The organism is Mesorhizobium sp. Cs1321R2N1, assembly GCF_037179725.1.
GTDB lineage: Bacteria > Pseudomonadota > Alphaproteobacteria > Rhizobiales > Rhizobiaceae > Mesorhizobium > Mesorhizobium salmacidum.
The window spans coordinates 1-19,134 of sequence record NZ_JAPYKP010000028.1 but is presented as its reverse complement, the minus strand read 5'-3'; the positions used below and the strand labels follow the sequence as shown (position 1 = coordinate 19,134).

At 62.0% G+C, this 19,134-nt stretch carries 16 protein-coding genes and 3 pseudogenes; 14 read left to right on the top strand and 5 right to left on the bottom strand.

Translation table 11 applies throughout. The features are described 5' to 3' along the window. The first annotated feature begins 2 nt into the window (after positions 1 to 2). The 7 genes from O7A61_RS10410 to O7A61_RS10380 all read left to right on the top strand — a co-directional run bounded on the left by O7A61_RS10410 (position 3) and on the right by O7A61_RS10380 (position 8,515). Positions 3 to 809, top strand: a complete 807-nt coding sequence (locus O7A61_RS10410) for an IclR family transcriptional regulator (protein WP_337129707.1) — start codon at positions 3 to 5, stop codon at positions 807 to 809. Between the two features lie 256 nt (positions 810 to 1,065). Further along, the gene (locus O7A61_RS10405; RefSeq protein WP_337129706.1) at positions 1,066 to 2,556 is read left to right on the top strand and encodes an aldehyde dehydrogenase; all 1,491 of its coding nucleotides are present in this window, start codon (positions 1,066 to 1,068) and stop codon (positions 2,554 to 2,556) included. Positions 2,557 to 2,627: 71 nt separating this feature from the next. After that, positions 2,628 to 4,670 (top strand): oxidoreductase, encoded by a 2,043-nt coding sequence (locus O7A61_RS10400; RefSeq protein WP_337129705.1) that lies wholly within the window; start codon positions 2,628 to 2,630, stop codon positions 4,668 to 4,670. A gap of 58 nt (positions 4,671 to 4,728) precedes the next feature. Continuing rightward, entirely contained in the window at positions 4,729 to 6,033 is a 1,305-nt protein-coding gene (locus O7A61_RS10395; protein WP_337129704.1) for an aspartate aminotransferase family protein, read from the top strand. Then, positions 6,033 to 6,446, top strand: coding sequence for a RidA family protein (locus O7A61_RS10390; RefSeq protein ID WP_337129703.1), 414 nt, complete (start codon positions 6,033 to 6,035; stop codon positions 6,444 to 6,446). The genes O7A61_RS10395 and O7A61_RS10390 overlap by 1 nt, the downstream gene beginning before the upstream one ends. 5 nt (positions 6,447 to 6,451) lie before the next feature. After that, the gene (locus O7A61_RS10385) at positions 6,452 to 7,327 is read left to right on the top strand and encodes a 3-keto-5-aminohexanoate cleavage protein (RefSeq protein WP_337129702.1); all 876 of its coding nucleotides are present in this window, start codon (positions 6,452 to 6,454) and stop codon (positions 7,325 to 7,327) included. 753 nt (positions 7,328 to 8,080) lie between these two features. Next, positions 8,081 to 8,515: a hypothetical protein gene (locus O7A61_RS10380; RefSeq protein WP_337129701.1), complete on the top strand. Its 435-nt coding sequence runs from the start codon at positions 8,081 to 8,083 to the stop codon at positions 8,513 to 8,515. 155 nt (positions 8,516 to 8,670) lie between these two features. Here O7A61_RS10380 and O7A61_RS10375 read toward each other — a convergent pair whose 3' ends face one another. The 5 genes and pseudogenes from O7A61_RS10375 to O7A61_RS10355 all read right to left on the bottom strand — a co-directional run bounded on the left by O7A61_RS10375 (position 8,671) and on the right by O7A61_RS10355 (position 12,187). Then, the gene (locus tag O7A61_RS10375) at positions 8,671 to 9,042 is read right to left on the bottom strand and encodes a hypothetical protein (RefSeq protein WP_337129700.1); all 372 of its coding nucleotides are present in this window, start codon (positions 9,040 to 9,042) and stop codon (positions 8,671 to 8,673) included. A 430-nt stretch (positions 9,043 to 9,472) separates the two neighbouring features. Then, positions 9,473 to 10,021, bottom strand: coding sequence for a hypothetical protein (locus O7A61_RS10370; RefSeq protein WP_337129699.1), 549 nt, complete (start codon positions 10,019 to 10,021; stop codon positions 9,473 to 9,475). Beyond that, a complete protein-coding gene (locus O7A61_RS10365) occupies positions 10,014 to 10,703 on the bottom strand; it encodes a MotA/TolQ/ExbB proton channel family protein (RefSeq protein ID WP_337129698.1) in 690 nt (229 codons plus the stop codon). Before O7A61_RS10365 ends, O7A61_RS10370 begins: the two co-directional genes overlap by 8 nt. Positions 10,704 to 10,743: 40 nt before the next feature. Continuing rightward, positions 10,744 to 11,069, bottom strand: a pseudogene (locus tag O7A61_RS10360) (transposase); the annotation flags it as partial. A gap of 590 nt (positions 11,070 to 11,659) precedes the next feature. Continuing rightward, positions 11,660 to 12,187, bottom strand: coding sequence for a hypothetical protein (locus O7A61_RS10355; protein WP_337129697.1), 528 nt, complete (start codon positions 12,185 to 12,187; stop codon positions 11,660 to 11,662). On the opposite strand from O7A61_RS10355, the pseudogene O7A61_RS10350 reads away from it, so the two are divergent. From O7A61_RS10350 to O7A61_RS10320, 7 genes and pseudogenes are all read left to right on the top strand, one after another. Next, positions 12,147 to 13,350, top strand: a pseudogene (locus O7A61_RS10350) (cytochrome P450). The gene O7A61_RS10355 and the pseudogene O7A61_RS10350 sit on opposite strands and share 41 nt — an antisense overlap. 94 nt (positions 13,351 to 13,444) lie before the next feature. Then, positions 13,445 to 14,734: a cytochrome P450 gene (locus tag O7A61_RS10345; protein WP_337129696.1), complete on the top strand. Its 1,290-nt coding sequence runs from the start codon at positions 13,445 to 13,447 to the stop codon at positions 14,732 to 14,734. Position 14,735: 1 nt separating this feature from the next. After that, positions 14,736 to 15,044, top strand: coding sequence for a ferredoxin (locus tag O7A61_RS10340; RefSeq protein ID WP_337129695.1), 309 nt, complete (start codon positions 14,736 to 14,738; stop codon positions 15,042 to 15,044). Then, complete coding sequence (locus tag O7A61_RS10335; protein WP_337129694.1) at positions 15,031 to 15,867, top strand: SDR family oxidoreductase; 837 nt, start codon at positions 15,031 to 15,033, stop codon at positions 15,865 to 15,867. Before O7A61_RS10340 ends, O7A61_RS10335 begins: the two co-directional genes overlap by 14 nt. After that, positions 15,867 to 17,210, top strand: a complete 1,344-nt coding sequence (locus O7A61_RS10330; protein ID WP_337129693.1) for a cytochrome P450 — start codon at positions 15,867 to 15,869, stop codon at positions 17,208 to 17,210. The genes O7A61_RS10335 and O7A61_RS10330 overlap by 1 nt, the downstream gene beginning before the upstream one ends. 155 nt (positions 17,211 to 17,365) lie before the next feature. Then, positions 17,366 to 18,364: a polyprenyl synthetase family protein gene (locus O7A61_RS10325; RefSeq protein ID WP_337129742.1), complete on the top strand. Its 999-nt coding sequence runs from the start codon at positions 17,366 to 17,368 to the stop codon at positions 18,362 to 18,364. 203 nt (positions 18,365 to 18,567) lie between these two features. Beyond that, a pseudogene (locus O7A61_RS10320) lies at positions 18,568 to 19,134 on the top strand (hypothetical protein); the annotation flags it as partial.

Sequence of the window (19,134 nt, the reverse complement as noted above, 5' to 3'; positions counted from 1 at the left end):
ACATGGCAAAGGCACCAAAGACAAAAGTGACCACCGAAAAGCCGCTTGAGCGCTATGTCCGCATGCTTGAAATCATTGCAGGCTTTCCCGGTGGTATTTCACCCTCGACGGTGGGCGAAATGCTCGACTTGCCGAAGGCCTCGGCCTACAGGCTGATGCGAAGCCTAGCCGACGTGGAGCTCATCGAACACACCGCGCCGCGTGCAGCAACTTTCAAGCTTGGACAGCGCCTTGAAAGGTTGCTGTTTTCAGGAGCGAGCGACGCTTGGCTTATCGCCATTGCTCGTCCCATTCTAAATGAATTGGCAGAGCGGACCGGCCAGGCCTGTTTCATCGCGAGGCTTGTTGGAACCAGTGTCCGTAGCATCGACATGGTTGCGCCTGACAATCAACTCAGGGCCTACATCGTGCCCGGCCACGAGATCCCCTCCCATGCAGGTGCATCTGCGAAGGCTATTCTGGCTTTCCAGGATGCGGCCTTTATCGCCACGGTTCTCGACAGACCTCTGGTACAGTTCACTTCGGCGACCAAGACGGAATTCACCAAGCTTCTTGAAGAGTTGCAGTTCGTCCGCAAGACCGGCGTGGCCTATTGCGTCGGAGAAGATGTGGACGGTTTTGGAGCCATCGCCGCGCCAATACAGATAAAGGGGCAGCGAACATTATATAGCCTGTGTGTGACCGGAACGAACCACGCGCTTTTTGATAACGACCGTGAACTGAAGGTCGCGCACGTTAAAAATCTGGCTGCTCGCCTGTCCAGAATATTGGAAGAGAAAATAAGTCGTGACCTCAAGGTAGCGGTATAGTTTTCACACACCCAGATTAGTCGAATCAGCCGCCTACGCGCGATATTCGCATCAAACGCGATAGGCGTAATTACGTCGCTTGCTTCGGGATCGCCGGAAAGAGCGCCACTTCCTCTTTCGTAACTAAGAGCGTGACCCCATCTTTTCTTGGCTTTCTTTGTCGATCGCTCCCCTTTGCGGTTGACAAAAAAGGTTGCAAAGGTCATTGTCTCGAAAATCGGCTGTGTGTCTTGATTATCGAGAAAAGGTGAATTCGATGGGAATGCCAAACTGGCGGGAAGCCGCTTCCAAGCTCAAATTGCGCAGCAATGCATTCATCGATGGGAAGTTCGTCGAGGCGATCTCAGGGCAAGTATTTGACGCCATCAATCCCGCAAATGGAACGACACTTGCCAAGGTCGCGTCCTGCGACATGGCCGATGTTGATTTGGCCGTACGCTCGGCGCGGCGAGCTTTCGAAGCAGGGGTTTGGTCGCGCCGGTCCCCTGCCGAACGCAAAACGGTTCTTCAGCGCTTCGCGGAGTTGATGCTCAAACATGGCGATGAACTCGCGCTTCTCGAAACGCTTAATATGGGCAAGCCGATCTCTGACGCGCGTTCCGTCGATGTTCCAGCCTCAGCCAACACAATCGCCTGGTACGCTGAAGCAATCGACAAGATTTATGACGAGATCGCACCGACTGGCAGCGGCGCACTTGGGATGATTACCCGCGAGCCCGTCGGTGTGGTGGCAGCGGTCGTGCCGTGGAACTTCCCCCTGCTGATGGCATGTTGGAAGCTTGGGCCTGCGCTGGCGGCGGGCAATTCCGTCATCCTCAAGCCAGCAGAACAGTCCCCCCTTTCTGCAATTCGCTTGGCCGAGCTTGCGATGGAGGCAGGGCTTCCAGAAGGCGTCTTCAATGTCGTCACAGGTCTCGGTGAGACGGCAGGCAAGGCGCTTGGTCTGCACATGGATGTCGATGCGGTGACGTTCACGGGTTCAACCGAAGTCGGCAAGCTCTTCATGACCTATTCTGGCCAGTCGAACCTCAAGCGCGTCGCACTCGAATGCGGTGGTAAGACGCCGCATATCGTAATGGCTGATTGCGGTAACCTCGAAGAGGCAGCGACGGCTGCGGCCTTCGGCATCTTCTTCAACCAGGGCGAGGTCTGCAATGCCGGCTCGCGGCTGCTGGTCGATGCCAAGATCAAGGATGGTTTCCTGGAGAAGGTCATAGAAGTCGGCAAGACACTGACGCCTGGCGACCCGCTCGACGCCGACACCAAGCTCGGTGCCATGGTCAGCAAGGTCCAGATGGACCGCGTGCTCGACTACATCGATGTTGGCGGAAGGGAAGGGGCCACTCTGAAATCCGGAGGCAAGCGGGTCCTCGACGAAACCGGCGGCTACTATATTGAGCCGACCGTTTTCGACGGCGTGTACAACAATATGCGGATCGCCCAGGAAGAGATTTTTGGCCCCGTACTCGCAACCATCACCTTTAACGGGGCTGAGGAGGCGATCGCGATCGCCAACGACACGATCTTCGGACTTGCAGCCGCAGTCTGGACAGACAACATCGACGTTGCGCTGTCGACGGCGCGCCGCCTGAGGGCAGGCTCGGTCTGGGTGAACAACTTCGACGAAAGCAACATCACCATGCCCTTCGGCGGCTATAAGCAGTCCGGTTTTGGGCGCGACAAGTCCCTTCATGCCATCGAGAAATACACTGAGTTGAAGGCGACCTGGATCAAGATTCGCAGCTAAGCGCATTGGCTTTTACCCGGCACTCGGCTGATTTTCCTGGCAAGTGGGCTAGGCCTACGAAAGACCTTTGCATGCGTGATCCGCGTTTCGATATCTTGTTTGAGACCGTGCAGATTGGGCCGCTCGTCGCTCGTAATCGGTTCTATCAGACACCCCATTGCAACGGCATGGGGAACCTTCGGCCGCAGGCTCATGCTGCCATGCGGGGCATCAAGGCTGAGGGCGGGTGGGCCGTAATCAACACCGAACATTGCTCGGTGCATCCCTCCGGCGATCTCATGCCGGAAGTCCTGCAAATGCTTTGGGACGACGGCGATATCCCGCCACTCGCACTGATGGTCGAAGCAGTCCACGAGCATGGCTCGCTTGCCGGGGTGCAGCTTGCTTACCCTGCGTATTATAATGCCAACCGCCTGACTCGAGAGGTTCCGCTTGGCCCGATGGATCGGCCGGTCAGCGGGAACCATCCAATGCAGGTAAGAGGGATGGATAAGTCCGACATCAAGAACCTGCTCGGATGGTGGAAAGCGGCCGCAGTCAGAGCCCGGAAGGCCGGCTTTGACGTTCTCAACGTTGACGGCAATTTCTCCACGATCGCCTTCCAGTTCATCTCTCCTCGAAATCAGCGCACCGATGAATATGGGGGGTCGCTGAAAAACCGGGTCCGCCTTCTCAGGGAATTAATAGAGGTAACGCGCGAGGGTGGGGGAGACGGCTGTGCTGTCAGCGTACGGCTCATCATCGACGAACTCTTTGGTCCCGAAGGCTTGCGTGCGGCAGATGAGGGTATTGAGGCCATCTCCCTGCTGGCCGAGTTGCCCGATCTCTGGGATCTCGTCGTCGGCACCTGGGCCGACGATTCACCGACGTCGCGTTTTGCTGCCGAGAACGACCACGAGCCGTTCATGGTTGGCATCAAGTCAGTCACCAGCAAGCCGGTCGTGGGAGTGGGAAGGTTCACGTCCCCCGACACGATGGCGAGTCTCATCCGTCGAGGCGTCCTTGACATGATCGGTGCCGCGCGGCCGTCGATTGCAGATCCATTCCTCCCTAAGAAAATTGAAGAGGGGCGCTACGAGGACATTCGTGAATGCATCGGCTGCAATATCTGCGTGTCGAGCCATTTTGCGATGACGAACCTGCGTTGCACGCAAAACCCCACGATGGGCGAGGAATGGCGCCGCGGATGGCACCCTGAAAAGATTGCCCTAGCTAAATCCCGTTCCAGCGTTCTCGTTGTCGGCGCAGGACCGGCAGGGCTCGAATGTGCTCGCGCGCTGGGCGAGCGGGGCTATAAAGTGACGTTGGCTGAACGTGAAGGCTTTCTTGGCGGTCGCGTCACCCTGGAAGGCAAACTGCCTGGCTTGGGTGAGTGGCAGCGGGTTCGTGACTGGCGCGTCACCCAGCTTCAGAAACTTCCCAATATTGAGATTTACAAAGGCAGCGATTTATCGGCCGCGGACACTTTGGAGTTCGGGTCTGATCAGATCGTGTTGGCGACTGGCGCACGCTGGCGCCGTGATGGTGTTGGTCGAGCAGCTCACAAAGCGCTCCCATTTGACACGGCACTGCCGATCTTCACGCCTGATGACGTCATGCGGGGGTCGCTTCCCGGCGGAAATGTCACTGTCTACGACGACGACCACTATTATATGGGCGCGGTCATCGCAGAGAAGCTGGCGTTGGAAGGCTGTAAAGTTACCCTGGTAACGCCAGCTGCGGACATTTCTTCTTTCACGGTCAATACGCTCGAGAATATTCGAGTTGCAAAACGCCTATTCGAGCGGGGCGTGACGATGATCACCCATCGCAGCCTGCTCGGCACCGGCAGCTCTTCCGCACGGTTCATGGATGTGCGAACGGGCGAGAATTCCGAGCAGCGCGCCGACGCGATTGTTCTGGTAACCGCGCGGTTGCCGAATTCGGAACTCTATAGCCAGCTGGTCAGCGGCATTGCGGAAAAGCCGTCCATTCGCATCAGCCGTGTCGGTGACTGCGAGGCGCCGGCGGCGATCTTCGCGGCCGTCTATTCCGGTCACCGCTTCGCGCAGGAATTTGAGGACTCATCGCCTTTGCTGAGACGCGAGAGGATCGATCTGAAAGCGGCTGGCTGAGTGGCTTGTAGCTTGGCAGCCGACGCACCACCCAAGACCGAGGCGTAAAGAAACAAAAATGCGAATTTTGGACAATCCTAAGTCGGCCGCGCTTTATCAGCGTGCCTTGCAGGTCATGCCAGGGGGCAATACGCGCACAACCGTTTATCGGCAGCCTCACCAGGTCTATGCGGTCCGGGGCGAGGGCTGCCGCATCGTGGATGTCGACGGAAACGTCCGGATCGATGCCAACGGCAATTTCACCTCGCTGATCCACGGCTATGGAAACGCCAAGGTCGCACTCGCGGCGAGCCGGCAGCTGGAGTTGGGAACATGTTTCGGAATGGCGACGGAGAGCGAAATCCTGCTCTCGGAGATGCTTTGCGACCGACTGCCTTCGGTTGAAAAGCTCCGTTACACCAATTCCGGAACGGAAGCGGTGATGAACGCAATCAAGGCCGCACGTGCGTATACCGAAAGGCCAAAGATCGCCAAGTGCGAAGGCGCCTATCACGGCACCTACGACCCGGCTGAAACCAGCCAGGATGCGCGGCCTGACAACTGGGGCCCGGCAGATGAGCCGCAAGCCGTGCCAACCGCTCGCGGCACCCCCAGGGGTGTGCTGGATGACATGGTGGTCATCCCGTTCAACAACGTTGAGGTGAGCGAGAAGATTCTGCGCGCAAGCGGCAACTCGCTTGCGGCAGTGCTTGTCGACGTGATGCCGAACCGCGCCGGCCTTGTGCCGGCGAGCGCTGAGTTTCTCGCCATGTTGAGACAGGTCACACGTGAACTCGGTGCGCTTCTCATTCTCGATGAGGTCATTACCTTCCGGCTCGGCTTCAACGGGGCGCAAGGCAGATTTAATGTCGACCCGGATCTGACGACGCTGGGCAAGGTTATCGGTGGCGGCTTCCCCGTCGGCGCCGTGGGTGGCAAGACAGACGTGATGTCGGTTTTCGATCCTTCGAAAGGCGCGCCCGCACTGCCGCATGGCGGCACGTTCAGCGCCAACCCGATGTCGATGGCCGCAGGAGCGGCTGCGCTCGAGGATCTGACTGCCGTCGAATTCGAGCGATTGGAGGCACTCGGGAGCCGCTTTGACCAAGGGATCGGACATTGTTTCTCCCACAACAAGATCGATGCGCAGGTTACCGGGTTGGGCTCCCTTCGCCGCGTTCACCTGTCTGATGCGAAGTTGACGGACTATCGCTCCACGCTGGCGGCTGGCGAAAAGAAAGTGGCGGCCCTCGCACGAGCCCTGTTTGACCAGGGCGTCATCATCGGCGGCAATGGGCTCATGGCCTTTTCCACCGCTATGTCGGCGAGCGACATTGATGAAATCGTCGACGCCTTTGATCGGGCACTTAAGACCATTGCCTGATGCAGGCCGCGCCTATCGAGGAGGATCAAATGAAAACCTGTGTCGAGATAACAACCGAATGGGGCGCCAAGATCGGCTATTCGCGCGCAGTCCGGGCCGGCAATATGATTGTTGTGTCTGGAACGTCGGCATCAGGACCGGATGGCACGGCTCACAAAGGCGACGCCGGTAAGCAGGCTGTCCTCATCCTTTCGCGGATTGAGGCTGCAATCCGCGAACTCGGCGGCTCCCTCGACGATGTCATCGAAACTCGCATTTTTCTGCAGAACATGAGTGACTGGGAAGCCGTCGGCGCTGCGCACGGCACGGCGTTTGCCGCCAGCCGACCCGCGACCACCATGGTTCAAGCGGGAGCACTTATCGATCCCGAGATGCTGGTCGAGATCGCCGCCACTGCCTTTGTAGGGGACTAACGGGTATGGAGAAGGGGACCATCATCACGTGCGCCGTGACCGGCAGCCTGACTGGACCGGAAGACAACCCCGCACTGCCTGTTACCCCGGAGGAGATCGCAAATTCCGCGCTGGAAGCAGCGCAGGCCGGCGCTGCAATTCTGCATCTTCATGTCCGTCATCCAGACGGGCGGCCTTCGATGGAGCTGGATCACTACCGTGAACTCGTCCGGCTGATCCGGTCCAAGAATAGCGAGGTGATACTCAACATCACCACAGGACCTGGCGGTCGTTTTCAGCCTGGCGACGAAGATCCGAAAATCGCAGGACCGCGAACGAACTTTGTCACGGTCGAGCGACGCGTCCAGCATATCGTGGATTTGCGCCCTGACATCTGCACACTCGATCTCAACACCATGACCTTCGGCAGCGAGGTGGTCATAAACACCCCGCCATACGTAAAGCGCATGGCCGAAATCATCTACGATGCCGGCGTTAGGCCAGAATTCGAGCTTTTCGACAGCGGCGATATTAATCTACTGCGGGACTTCCTGAAATCCGGCGTTTTCCAGGGCCCAGCCCTTTGCAGCTTGGTGCTTGGGGTAAAATACGGATTTGCAGCGACGCCAGATACCATGTTGTTCGCAAGGAGCATGCTCCCGCCGGATGCTATCTGGACAGGATTCGGGATCGGCCGCTCGGCATTTCCGATGCTTGCCCAATCGTTTGTTTTAGGCGGGCATGTGAGAATCGGGATGGAAGACACGGTCCGAATGTCCAAGACAGAGCTGGTGAAGAGCAACGCGGAGTTGGTCGAAAAGGCATCACGACTGGTAAGCCTCCTCGGAGGTGTCGTGGCAACCGCAGGGTCGGCCAGAAAATCGCTTGGCCTTACTCATTGATCGCGTCAATCGGCCGTCTTTGCCCATCGACGAGGCAGCAGAAGATCTATGCCCCATCCCCGACCTCTGTTCACCCGTCGTGCTTTGATTGCCGCGTAAAAGGCAGTCTGGAACCGTTGTCTGAACTCTGCGCCGACAGCCGCCAACATGCGGCGAAGTGAGTGTAACTCGACGGGTCCACCCCGTCGAACGCGCCGTGGGATGGCCATTCGCAAAGCCGATGACAGAATTTGCGTCAGCGGGGTCAATCACCTTCACTGACCGCGGCGTGCTGCAAGAGGATCGCGCGATGGCTTCTTGGCAGCCTTGCCGTCGCGTCCAGGGTGCATAGCGTCGTCCAACTCTGATAGAGTCTCTGTTGTCGATTCCGGTCAGTGACGTCCGAAGGGGTGCCCGTTTCATACGTCGGCATAATAGCGCGCCGGCCTTGCTCTGTTGTTAGCTTGCTTGCCGTTGGAGCAGTTCAGAACGGGTTTCAGGGAGACAACGCATTTCTCTGCTGGCTGATCGCGGCCATCGGCGCCCTGGGCATTCTGTGTGTCTACTTCCGGCGTTGGCGCGATGTCGATTTCTAATTTAATGCCCTTCGCTGTGTGCCGTCCGAGAAGGTGCAGGAAGCCGCGCTCTGTTTCTATCCCCTCGTACAGGAATCGTCTACTTTATGCGCGATCATTTGAGCTAAAGAGCTGACATAAAAACGTCACCGTCTCATCGCCCTGTGCGGTGAGGTTGTCTGCGCGGAGGTCCCAATCTGTGAAACGCATTCTCGTGCTGGCGTCCGTAGCGCTGGTGGGCGCATGCCAGTCGCCTTCGCCGAATACTGCCTCGGTCCCGGCTTCTTCTATGACGACGCTAAGCACCGCAGGCTTTGACCCGCTTCCCAACGACGCGCTCAAGACACTGATCGTCGGGAAGGTCCTTCACCTGGGCAAGGGCAACAGTGTTGCCACGTACTTTGCTGATGGGAAATACGATTCCGTCGGTACGAAGGACCATTGGACGGGAACGTATGCCTTTGACGGCGACAAGGTATGCGTACACTTCATGGCCGGCCCAACCCGGAAAGGGAGTTGGTGCGGCCAGATTGCAATGATCGGCACAGACTATTGGCTGATTGCTACGAACGGCGACCGGTGGAAGGTCAAGTCGATCACACCCGTGGCTGAGCCTGCGCCGAAACCCTCATAGCAATGTCCGGTTGCCAAGGCCAAACGTGTTTCATCCTGCGCGTTAAGCCCACCGGCCTCGAGCGCAGCCCAGGCTGTGGGCGGCCTGGACCATTTCGCGCTGAATGATCTTTCAGAGCCAGCGTGTCCTTTTTGGGCGCGCTGGCTCTGGTGACTTCAGTTCGGATAATTTCCGTCGGGATTGTCGTCGTTGATGGCGAAGCCACTGCCGGCATCGACCATGAGCCTCTGGTCGAGATTGTCAAGCCTGCGCAGTAATTGCTGAGATTGGGCAGCCGGTATCTTGCCGTGGTCCTCGGCGGCCGTTCTTTCGGCGGCCTGGGTGATACGAACTACCTGTATGTGCAGCCTTTGGGCCTCGGCCGGCGTGATCGTGTTCTGCTGCCTTGCGTCAGCAATGCCTTGGTCCACACCCTGCGCCTGATCGGCAATCGAGGTCGGCGTCTCGTTGGCATAGGCGCCGGCGAACGGAACAGTGATGAGAAGGGTGATGAGGGTTACTGTCTTGAGAGTCCTGAAAGAGCGCATGATTGCGCCTCCTTTTTTCCTGGGGTGAGGGGCGATTGCTTCGCCTCGCGTTCCATCTGCGGGCCGTCCGGTTCCGTCGCGTCGCGATGCGCGGTTCATCGCCGGCGGTTCTCGGCCCACAACACAGGTAGGAGTGCCCGCGGCAAATTATAATCATCCAAAGGATTGTCCCTCATGCCTTGTTGTATGCATCAGGGCGCCCTACTGGGCACGCGGCGCTGTTGGACGGACACAAATGAGCCACGGCGCCATCTTCCCAAGCTGCAGGAGCGGAACACGAAGCGAAAAACTCGGCTACGACCCCGGCTGTGTATAGCGAGGCGGCGAACGCCGCTTTGGTAGTCCTTTGCCGGCAGGGCCGGTTGGGGCCGTGCGTAGAACATCGGCTCGCGTGTATCGAGACCGGCGTCGGCGGCCTGCATCTTCATCTCTACCGCAGTGCCGTCGGCTTCCGCCTTGCCCATCGCATCTTGAAGCTGTTGGGCCGCCTGCTGGCTCCAGGGCAGTACGTAGGCGCGCGGCTCAGGTGAGCCAGCCGTGGTGAGCCATACGTAGATGGCCCGCTGACGTGACCTTCACCGGGATGGGATATGTGACGTTCACACCACGAATACATGTGAACATTGACGGTATATTCGCCAGCGGGAGCCCCCCGCGAATAGGCAACTTCATGGTGGGAGTCGGTCATGTCCGGCGTCATGCCCAGGTCGTCGCGCAGCAGATCGAACACCTTGCCGCTCTTGTTGGAGTAGCCGACCGGCACATCCCCGGGCGCCTGGACCCACAGATCGACGTCGGCGTCGAGCTTGCCTGGCCATTGCATCTCGACGGCGACGTTTCCGGGCGCCGTGACGCCATCGGTTTCGTTCGCCGTGGCTGGCGGGTTCATCACCGTCATCATGAGCATGGTCATGAGGACGAAGCCGCCGAGCATCAAGAGCGCGGTGTCGAGCCAGACGGTGAGAGTTTCCTCATCCATCGAAGTTACCGAGCAGGCGAAGATTGATCTTAAGCCACTGGTTCGTGGCTATACCGAGCAGCGTCGCATAGAGCGCGACATACATGCCGTCGATGACCGACGCGATCATCGGGCGGATCGCATTGGGGTCGGCCGAGCCGCCGGCGCGCGCCGCAGAGAAAGCGACGATGAGTCCAACTACGGTTCCAAGCAGCCCGATCCGCACCACGTGAGTCGCCAGCCAATCGATATCGCGCCAGCGCTGAAGGAAGACGCACAGAATGCCCAGGGCGCCGATGGCTGCGATCAACCAGCACAGAAACGCGTTGTTGCCGGCGAACGCTTTACCGGCAATGCCGGCGACCCACAGCCCGACGATTCCCGCAGCGCCGGCCGTGATGTGCTCAAGCTTCTGCACGAGGGCCGAAACGACGCCGCACACGACCTCCGCAGCCCCGCTCAATTCCGGACAGCTATAGACAATTGCGGACTGCACATCGGCTTTCGCTGGTCGCAACACGTCGTCACGGGCAATGCCGTTCGCAAAATACGGGGCGGCCGCGAAACAATCCGGACGTTTACCATTTTTGTCTATGCTGAAAGTAGCTGGGGCGGAGCAGATTGGCGTTCTAAAGCCGTGAACTACGCTGAGCGTGCCCGACGATCTCTCCGTCTCCCTCGAATATATCGACGATGTCGGCATCCCTAGCCTGACGGAACGGCGCTGTTCCGGTACCGCCTCGTAGGATGCTGTTCTGCGCGCTGATGTGATGAAAGACGCCGGCGATCGTGCGGCGAACGCGGGAGTTGAATCCTTCGACCGAATTGACCTGGACGGCACCGCGTTTTCGCAGCTCGAGTGCTTCACAGTCTCATGATCAGCGAAACTCTCGCCAATGGCCATGAAGGCTTTCCCTTCGTCGCTTCATCAAGCGTGCAGGGGTGGATCTGCGTCTCGATGATGCGCTCCGTGGCACGCAACGAAAGCCCCCTCACCACTGCTAGCCGGCGCTTCACCGACCGAAGTTCCAGCCGCGCTGCCGTTCGGCCGCTGGATCACTGCCATCAGCGAACCTTAATGCACGGTGATGAGCTTTTGATGAAGCAACGATCTGGTCGCCTCCGGTGCTTTTCGATGAGCTCTCCGTCGGTGACGATCGACGGTAGTTTTGCCGGTTGCAGTCAGCGGGTTCCGCTTCGGTGCGTGTCCGCCTCCCTCGGGTACGTCACGAGCCGTGGTAGCCGATCGAGCACCGTGCTTTGGAGACCATATTGGCCGATGCTTGGAGCACGACGAATTGTCGGCTCTCGAATCACAGGGGCCTTTGCCTGTTCCCTCTGATGACGGGCACTGACTATGCCCCGGAGGTGTTCGATCCGTCCATTTTGTACGGAATTCGACAAAACTAATATGACCCGCTCACCGCGACACGTGAAGGAATTCAACAAGAACCGACTGCTGCGCCTCTGGCATGTCTCTTGCTGCTAGAGCTGTGACATTACACGCCAATAGAGGCGTTTGATGTCTGCAGCTAGCTGTCTCAGTTCAGGTGAGACGACAGTTCCATCCGCCACACACGAGAATGTCCATGACACGCGCCCTTGCAGCAGCAGCATTCCTTCTCACGGCTTTGGCCTCAGCCCAAGCCTCTTCAAAGGTTAGTTCGCGTTCGAGCATCTGGAACAGTCAACCGGCACACACAATAAACCGTTCACCGTCCGGTCCTCGCTTTGTGCTGTGCTCAAAACATTACATCCCCTGGTGCGAGCCGGCTCCAGATGGTCCCGCGGCCGAGCGCTGCCACCGCGCTTCGAGACGCGGCCGTTTCGACTGACCTCGCTGGATTCATAGCGCCTGGGCGCGAGACCCGAGATATGCGCCGGCGCTGGAGGATCGACGGAAGCGGGAAGTATCGTCACAGGTCGAGGCAATCGACGCAAGAGCACGGTGACGACGCCGAGAGCCGTCCTGAACAGGCGGGCCATGGCATTCTGTTTCGCGGCAGCGAGAACGCGCGCGTCGAGAACCTTGATCCGCTCAATGATGAATCTGCGGGCCTCCATCATCGTCTCTATGATCGCGTTGATCTCGGGCGCCTGCCGGTCACCTTCCGCCCTTCCATCGCTTAGAGAGTGAAGTGCCACCATGCCCGAACAATCCTTGCCGACGCTGCCGATGTGGCGCATCGATCACATCGAACCGTCGCCCGAGATGTTGGCGCTACGCGCCAAGGGTCCGATCCACCGCGTGCGTTTCCCGTCCGGGCACGAAGGCTGGTGGGTGACAGGCTACGACGAGGCCGAGGCGGTGCTGTCCGACGAGGCGTTCCGGCCGGCGGGAATGCCGCCGCCGGCATTCACGCCGGATTCGGTCGTTCTCGGTTCGCCGGGGTGGCTGGTCTCGCACGAGGGGGGCGAGCATGCCCGGCGACGCACGATCGTGGCGCCGGCCTTCAGCAACCGCAGGGTGAAGCTGCTCGCGCAGCAGGTCGAAGCGATCCGCCGAGCAGTTGTTCGAGACCTTGGCGGCCCAGCCCCAGCCCGTCGACCTGCGGCGACACCTCTCCTTTCCGCTTCCCGCAATGGTCATCAGCGCGCTGATGGGTGTGCTCTACGAGGATCACACCTTTTTCGCCGGGCTGTCCGACGAGGTGATGACGCACCAGCATGCAAGCGGCCCGCGTAGCGCCTCGCGCGTGGCCTGGGAAGAACTGCGCGCCTACATTCGCGGCAAGATGCGGGACAAGCGTCAGGATCCGGGCGACAACCTGCTGACGGATTTGCTCGCCGCCGTCGACCAGGGCAAGGCGACCGAGGAAGAGGCGATCGGCCTGGCGGCGGGCATGCTGGTGGCTGGGCACGAGAGCACCGTCGCGCAGATCGAATTCGGCCTCCTGGCCATGTTCCGCCATCCGCAACAGCGCGAACGCCTGGTAGACAATCCATCCCTGGTGGACAAGGCGGTTGAGGAAATTCTGCGCATGTACCCGCCGGGCGCGGGCTGGGACGGCATCATGCGCTATCCGAGGACCGACGTGACCATCGCGGGCGTGCATATTCCCGCGGAGAGCAAGGTGCTGGTCGGCCTGCCGGCGACGTCTTTCGATCCGCGCCATTTCGACAACCCGGAACTCTTCGACATCGGACGCGACGAAAACCCGCACCTGGCGTTCTCCTACGGGCCGCACTACTGCATCGGCGTGGCGCTGGCCAGGCTGGAACTCAAGGTGGTGTTCGGTTCGATCTTCCAGCGCTTTCCCGCGCTGCGCCTGGCAGTGGCGCCTGAAGAACTGAAGTTGCGCAAGGAGATCATCACTGGCGGGTTCGAGGAACTCCCGGTGCTCTGGTGATGTGCGGACGCCGCCGGGAATCGCGATCTTCTCCGCAATTTGCCGGCGCGCCTGGCGCGCGCCGGCCAGATCAGCCAGCCAACAGGTAGCCGAGATGGACGTGCAAGAAACCACGGCAGCATGCCGGGACGCCTTCGCCGAACTGGCGTCGCCAGCGTGCATCCACGACCCGTATCCGTTCATGCGGTGGTTGCGCGAGCACGATCCGGTGCATCGCGCGGCGTCGGGCCTCTTTCTGTTGAGCCGCCATGCCGACATCTATTGGGCGTTCAAGGCCACGGGCGATGCGTTTCGCGGACCGGCACCGGGCGAACTAGCGCGCTATTTCCCGCGTGCGGCGACCAGCCTGTCACTCAATCTGCTGGCGTCCACGCTAGCGATGAAGGAACCACCGACGCATACACGTCTGCGCCGGCTGATCTCGCGCGATTTCACCATCCAAAAGATCGACAACCTGCGGCCGAGCATAGCGCGCATCGCCGCAGCATGCCTGGACGGCATGGCGCCCGCGCTGGAACGCGGGGAGGCGGTGGACCTGCATCGGGAATTCGCGCTGGCCTTGCCCGTGCTGGTCTTTTCCGAACTGTTCGGCCTGCCCCAGGACGACATGTTGGGGCTCGCCGCCGGCATCGCCGCGATTCTGGAAGGTCTGAGCCCGCACGCCAGCGATCCCCAACTCGCCGCGGCGGACGCGGCCAGTGCCAAGGTGCAGGCCTACTTCGGCGACCTCATACCGCGCAAGCGCATCAATCCACGCCGCGACATCGTGTCGATGCTGGTCGGCGCACACGACGACGATGCCGACACGCTGTCGGATGCGGAGTTGATCAGCATGCTCTGGGGCATGCTGCTGGGCGGCTTCGCCACCACTGCTGCGACCATCGACCATGCGGTCCTGGCGATGCTGGCGTATCCCGAACAGCGGCACTGGCTGCAGGGAGACGCCGTGGGGGTGGAGGCATTCGTCGAAGAAGTCCTGCGCTGCGACGCGCCCGCCATGTTCAGCTCTATCCCGCGTATCGCCCGGCGCGACATCGAACTGGGCGGCGTGGTGATCCCGAAGAACGCGGACGTGCGCGTGCTAATCGCGGCCGGCAATCGCGACCCCGACGCCTTCGCCGATCCCGATCGCTTCGATCCCGCGCGGTTCTACGGCACCAGCCCTGGCATGTCGACCGACGGGAAGATCATGCTGAGCTTCGGCCACGGCATCCACTTTTGCCTCGGTGCGCAACTGGCCCGGGTGGAGTTGGCCGAAAGCCTGCCGCGGGTTCAGGCGCGCTTCCCTACCTTGGCATTGGCCGAGCAACCAACCCGGGAGCCCTCCGCGTTCCTTAGGACGTTCCGCGCGATGCCGGTGCGGCTGCATGCGCAGGAGGGCTGAGATGCGCGTCGTGGTTGACCAGGATCTGTGCGGAACTACCGGGCAGTGCGTGCTGACGCTGCCGGGCACCTTTCGCCAGCGCCAACCGGACGGCGTGGCCGAAGTGCGCGTGGCGACGGTCCCGCAGGCGATGCACGCCGCCGTGCGGCTCGCGGCCAGCCAGTGCCCGGTCGCTGCCATTCGGGTCATCGAACGCGACGCTGGCGATGACGAGCGCGCCAGCGCCGACCCTGAGCCTTCTCCGTGGAAGGCTGAGCGGCATGCCGCGCAAGACCAACGCAATCCAGTAGGACACGATGGGACGGTTTGAAGGCAAGGTGGCCGTGGTGACCGGCGCCGGCGCCGGCATCGGCAATGCGTGCGCTCTCGCCATCGCGCGCGAGGGCGGCAGAGTGGTGGTGGCCGACATTGATGGCTCGGCGGCCATCGCCTGCACCGCGCAGATCGCGGCCGAAGCGGGCCACGCGCTGGCCCTGGGCATGGACATCGCCGATGCGACGGCGGTGGCAGCGCTGTTCGAAACAGCGCAGCGGCACTTCGGTGGGGTCGATCTGCTGGTGAACAACGCGAGCGCCATGCATCTGACCCCGTGCGACGGCGCGATCCTCGACCTGGACCTGGCGGTCTGGGATCAGACCATGGCGACCAATCTGCGCGGCACGCTGCTCTGCTGCCGGCAGGCCATCCCACGGATGATCGCCCGCGGCGGTGGCGCGATCGTCAACATGTCGTCCTGCCAGGGACTCAGCGGTGATACCGGGCAGACGTCCTACGCCGCGTCGAAGGCGGCGATGAACATGCTGTCGGCCTCGCTCGCCACCCAGTACGGTCATGCGCAGATCCGCTGCAACGCGGTTGCGCCGGGTCTCATTATGACCGAGCGTCTCCTCGCCAAGCTGGACGAGTGCATGCAACGGCATCTGCGCCGGCACCAGCTCCTGCCGCGCGTCGGCCGCCCCGAGGACGTGGCCGCGCTGGTGGCGTTCCTGCTCTCCGACGATTCTGAGTTCATCACCGGCCAGGTCGTGTGCATCGACGGCGGCATGCTGGCGCATCTGCCGACATACGCCGACGGTGGCAACAGCCGCGCCGCGCGGGCTGCCGGCGACATCGAAGGAGGGGCGCGCTGCTGATGGACATGCTGCTCAACCCGCTGGACCGTCGGCACCGGCTGCGAGACGACATCCCGGTCGTGCCCGGCGCTTTCCCCCTGGTCGGACATCTTCCCGCCATTGTCTGCGATCTGCCGCGCCTGCTGCGGCGCGCGGAACGGACGCTGGGCAGCCACTTTTGGCTGGATTTCGGCCCTGCTGGACACCTGATGACCTGCGTGGATCCGGATGCGTTCGCACTGCTCCGGCACAAGGACGTGTCCTCGGCGCTGATCGAAGAGATCGCGCCCGAATTGCTTGGCGGAACGTTGGTCGCCCAGGACGGCGGCGCGCACCGGCAGGCGCGCGATGCGATCAAGGCGGCGTTCTTACCCAACGGGCTCACTCAGGCCGGCATCGGCGACCTGTTCGCGCCCGTCATTCGGGCGCGGGTGCAGGCGTGGCGCGACCGCGGTGACGTAACCATCCTGCGCGAAACCGGCGACCTGATGCTCAAGCTCATCTTCAGCCTCATGGGAATCCCCGCGCAGGACCTGCCGGGATGGCATCGCAAGTACCGGCAACTGCTGCAGTTGATCGTCGCGCCTCCGGTCGATCTGCCCGGACTGCCCTTGCGGCGCGGCCGCGCCGCCCGCGACTGGATCGACGCGCAGTTGCGCCAGTTCGTCCGCGACGCACGCGCGCATGCCGCGCGCACCGGATTGATCAACGACATGGTGAGCGCCTTCGATCGCAGCGACGATGCGCTCTCCGATGACGTCCTGGTCGCCAATATCCGCTTACTGCTGCTTGCCGGTCACGACACCACCGCCTCGACGATGGCCTGGATGGTGATCGAGCTGGCGCGGCAGCCTGTGCTGTGGGACGCCCTGGTCGAGGAGGCGCAGCGCGTGGGCGCGGTGCCGACCCGGCACGCGGACCTGGCACAGTGTCCGGTTGCCGAGGCGCTGTTCCGCGAGACGCTGCGCGTGCATCCGGCGACCACGCTCCTGCCGCGTCGCGCGGTGCAGGAATTGCAACTTGGCCAACGGCGCATTCCCGCGGGCACCCATTTATGCATCCCGCTGCTGCATTTCTCGACCTCAGCGCTGCTGCACGAGGCGCCTGATCAGTTCCGGCTGGCGCGGTGGCTGCAACGCACGGAGCCGATCCGGCCCGTGGACATGCTGCAGTTCGGTACCGGCCCACACGTCTGCATCGGCTACCACGTGGTATGGCTGGAAATGGTGCAGTTCTGCATCGCCTTGGCGCTGACTATGCACAAGGCCAGGGTGCGGCCGCGGTTGCTGAGCGGCGTCGAAAAAGGCCGGCGCTATTACCCGACCGCACATCCCTCCATGACAATCCGCATCGGATTCTCATGAGCTGGCATCGCATGCCCGGTTTGGCGAGGCAGCGGCGCCGGCGATGCGCGGCAGTGCTGCACTCACCGCGCGCGCTCGGTGCGACGCCGGCAACACCGCGGCGGCTCGCCGCTCGCCGTGGCCTTCTCCTGTCAGGTACAGAGGACATGAACAACATGCAGGCCGGTTCCACGCTACACGACGACCGAACTCGCGTTTCCGCGCTCGGCGGATTGGACGCGCAGGTGCGCGGCGCATCCGGCAGGCTGCTGTCGGAGATCTGGATGCAGGACGGCGCAAAGCGGGTCGAAAAGGCGTTGGCGCGTCTTCTCTGCGCCGAAGAGGACGGTGAGACCGAGCTGATGGCGGCGATGCGCTACGCCACCTTGCACGGCGGGAAGCGCACCCGCGCCTTGCTCTGTCTGGCTGCCGGCGCACTGGCCGAAAGGCCGGCGCAGATGCTCGACGACGTCGGCGCCGCCATCGAGATGATGCACGCCTGTACCCTGGTCCACGACGACCTGCCCGCGATGGACGACGACGTTCTTCGCCGCGGCCTTCCTACCGTGCACGTCAAGTTCGGCGAAGCCACTGCGATCCTGGTCGGCGATGCGCTGCAGGCGCACGCCTTTCTGACCCTGGCGAGCCTGGATGCGCCGGGCGACAACAGTATCGCGCTCGTGCGCGAACTGGCGCAGGCGGTGTCCGCCGAGGGTGCCGCAGGCGGCCAGGCCATGGATCTGTCGCTGGTGGGAAAGCACGTCGAGCTGGACAGGATCGTGGCGATGCACCGGATGAAGAGCGGAGCGCTAGTGCGCGCGTCCGTTCGAATGGGCGTGCTATGCGCCATCGCGGAGGATGCCGCGCACGCTGCGCTGTACTGTGCGCTCGATCGCTACAGCGCCTGTTTCGGCTTGGCGTTGCAGGTGGTCGACGACATTCTCGACGCGACAGCGGATACCGCGACGCTGGGCAAGACCCCCGGCAAGGACGCGGCGGCGCAGAAGCCGACCTGCGCGTCGATCATGGGGCTGCGGGCGGCGCGCCAGTTCGCGCTGGATCTGTTGCACGACGCCGGGGAGGCCATCGCCCCGCTGGGGCCGCGTTCGGGACGGTTGGCGCAGATGCTGCAGCGGGCCAACGCGTATCTGTTCAAGCACGCGCCAGGCGCATGAGCGCGCCCGTCCGCATGGAGAGTCGTCCCTGTGCCGTTGCGATCGGCCGGCGGCAGCGGTGCATGCTGCACTATATCCCAGTCCGAGCAGCAGTTGGCCAGCCGGCCACGGCGCACGCGGCGCGCTACGCGCTAGCCTATGCGGCGGACCGGCATCTGCCCCATCCTGGTCCTCGTCAAACGTCTGTAGAAGGAACGTCCCGCGTGAACGCGCTGTCCGAACAGATCCTTTCCGAATTGCGCCACCTGCTGCGCAAGATGAGCGACGGCGGCAGCGTCGGTCCGTCCGTCTACGACACGGCGCGAGCTCTGCAGTTCCACGGCAACGTCACCGGTCGGCAGGACGCATACGCGTGGCTCATCGCGCAGCAACAGGCCGATGGCGGATGGGGGAGCGCTGACTTCCCGCTGTTCCGCCATGCGCCCACGTGGGCGGCGTTGCTGGCATTGCAGCGTGCCGATCCTCTTCCCGGCGCTGCCGACGCAGTTCAGGCTGCAACCCGATTCCTCGAGCGCCAGCCCGATCCCTACGCGCATGCGGTGCCGGAAGACGCGCCGATCGGCGCGGAGCTGATCCTGCCGCAGTTGTGCGGCGAGGCCGCATCCTTGCTGGGTGGCGTGGCGTTTCCGCGCCACCCGGCGCTGTTGCCGTTGCGGCAAGCGTGCATGCTCAAGCTGGGGGCGGTGCCGACGTTGCCGAGCGGCCATCCGTTGCTGCACTCCTGGGAAGGCTGGGGGACGTCGCCGACCACCGCATGCCCGGATGACGAC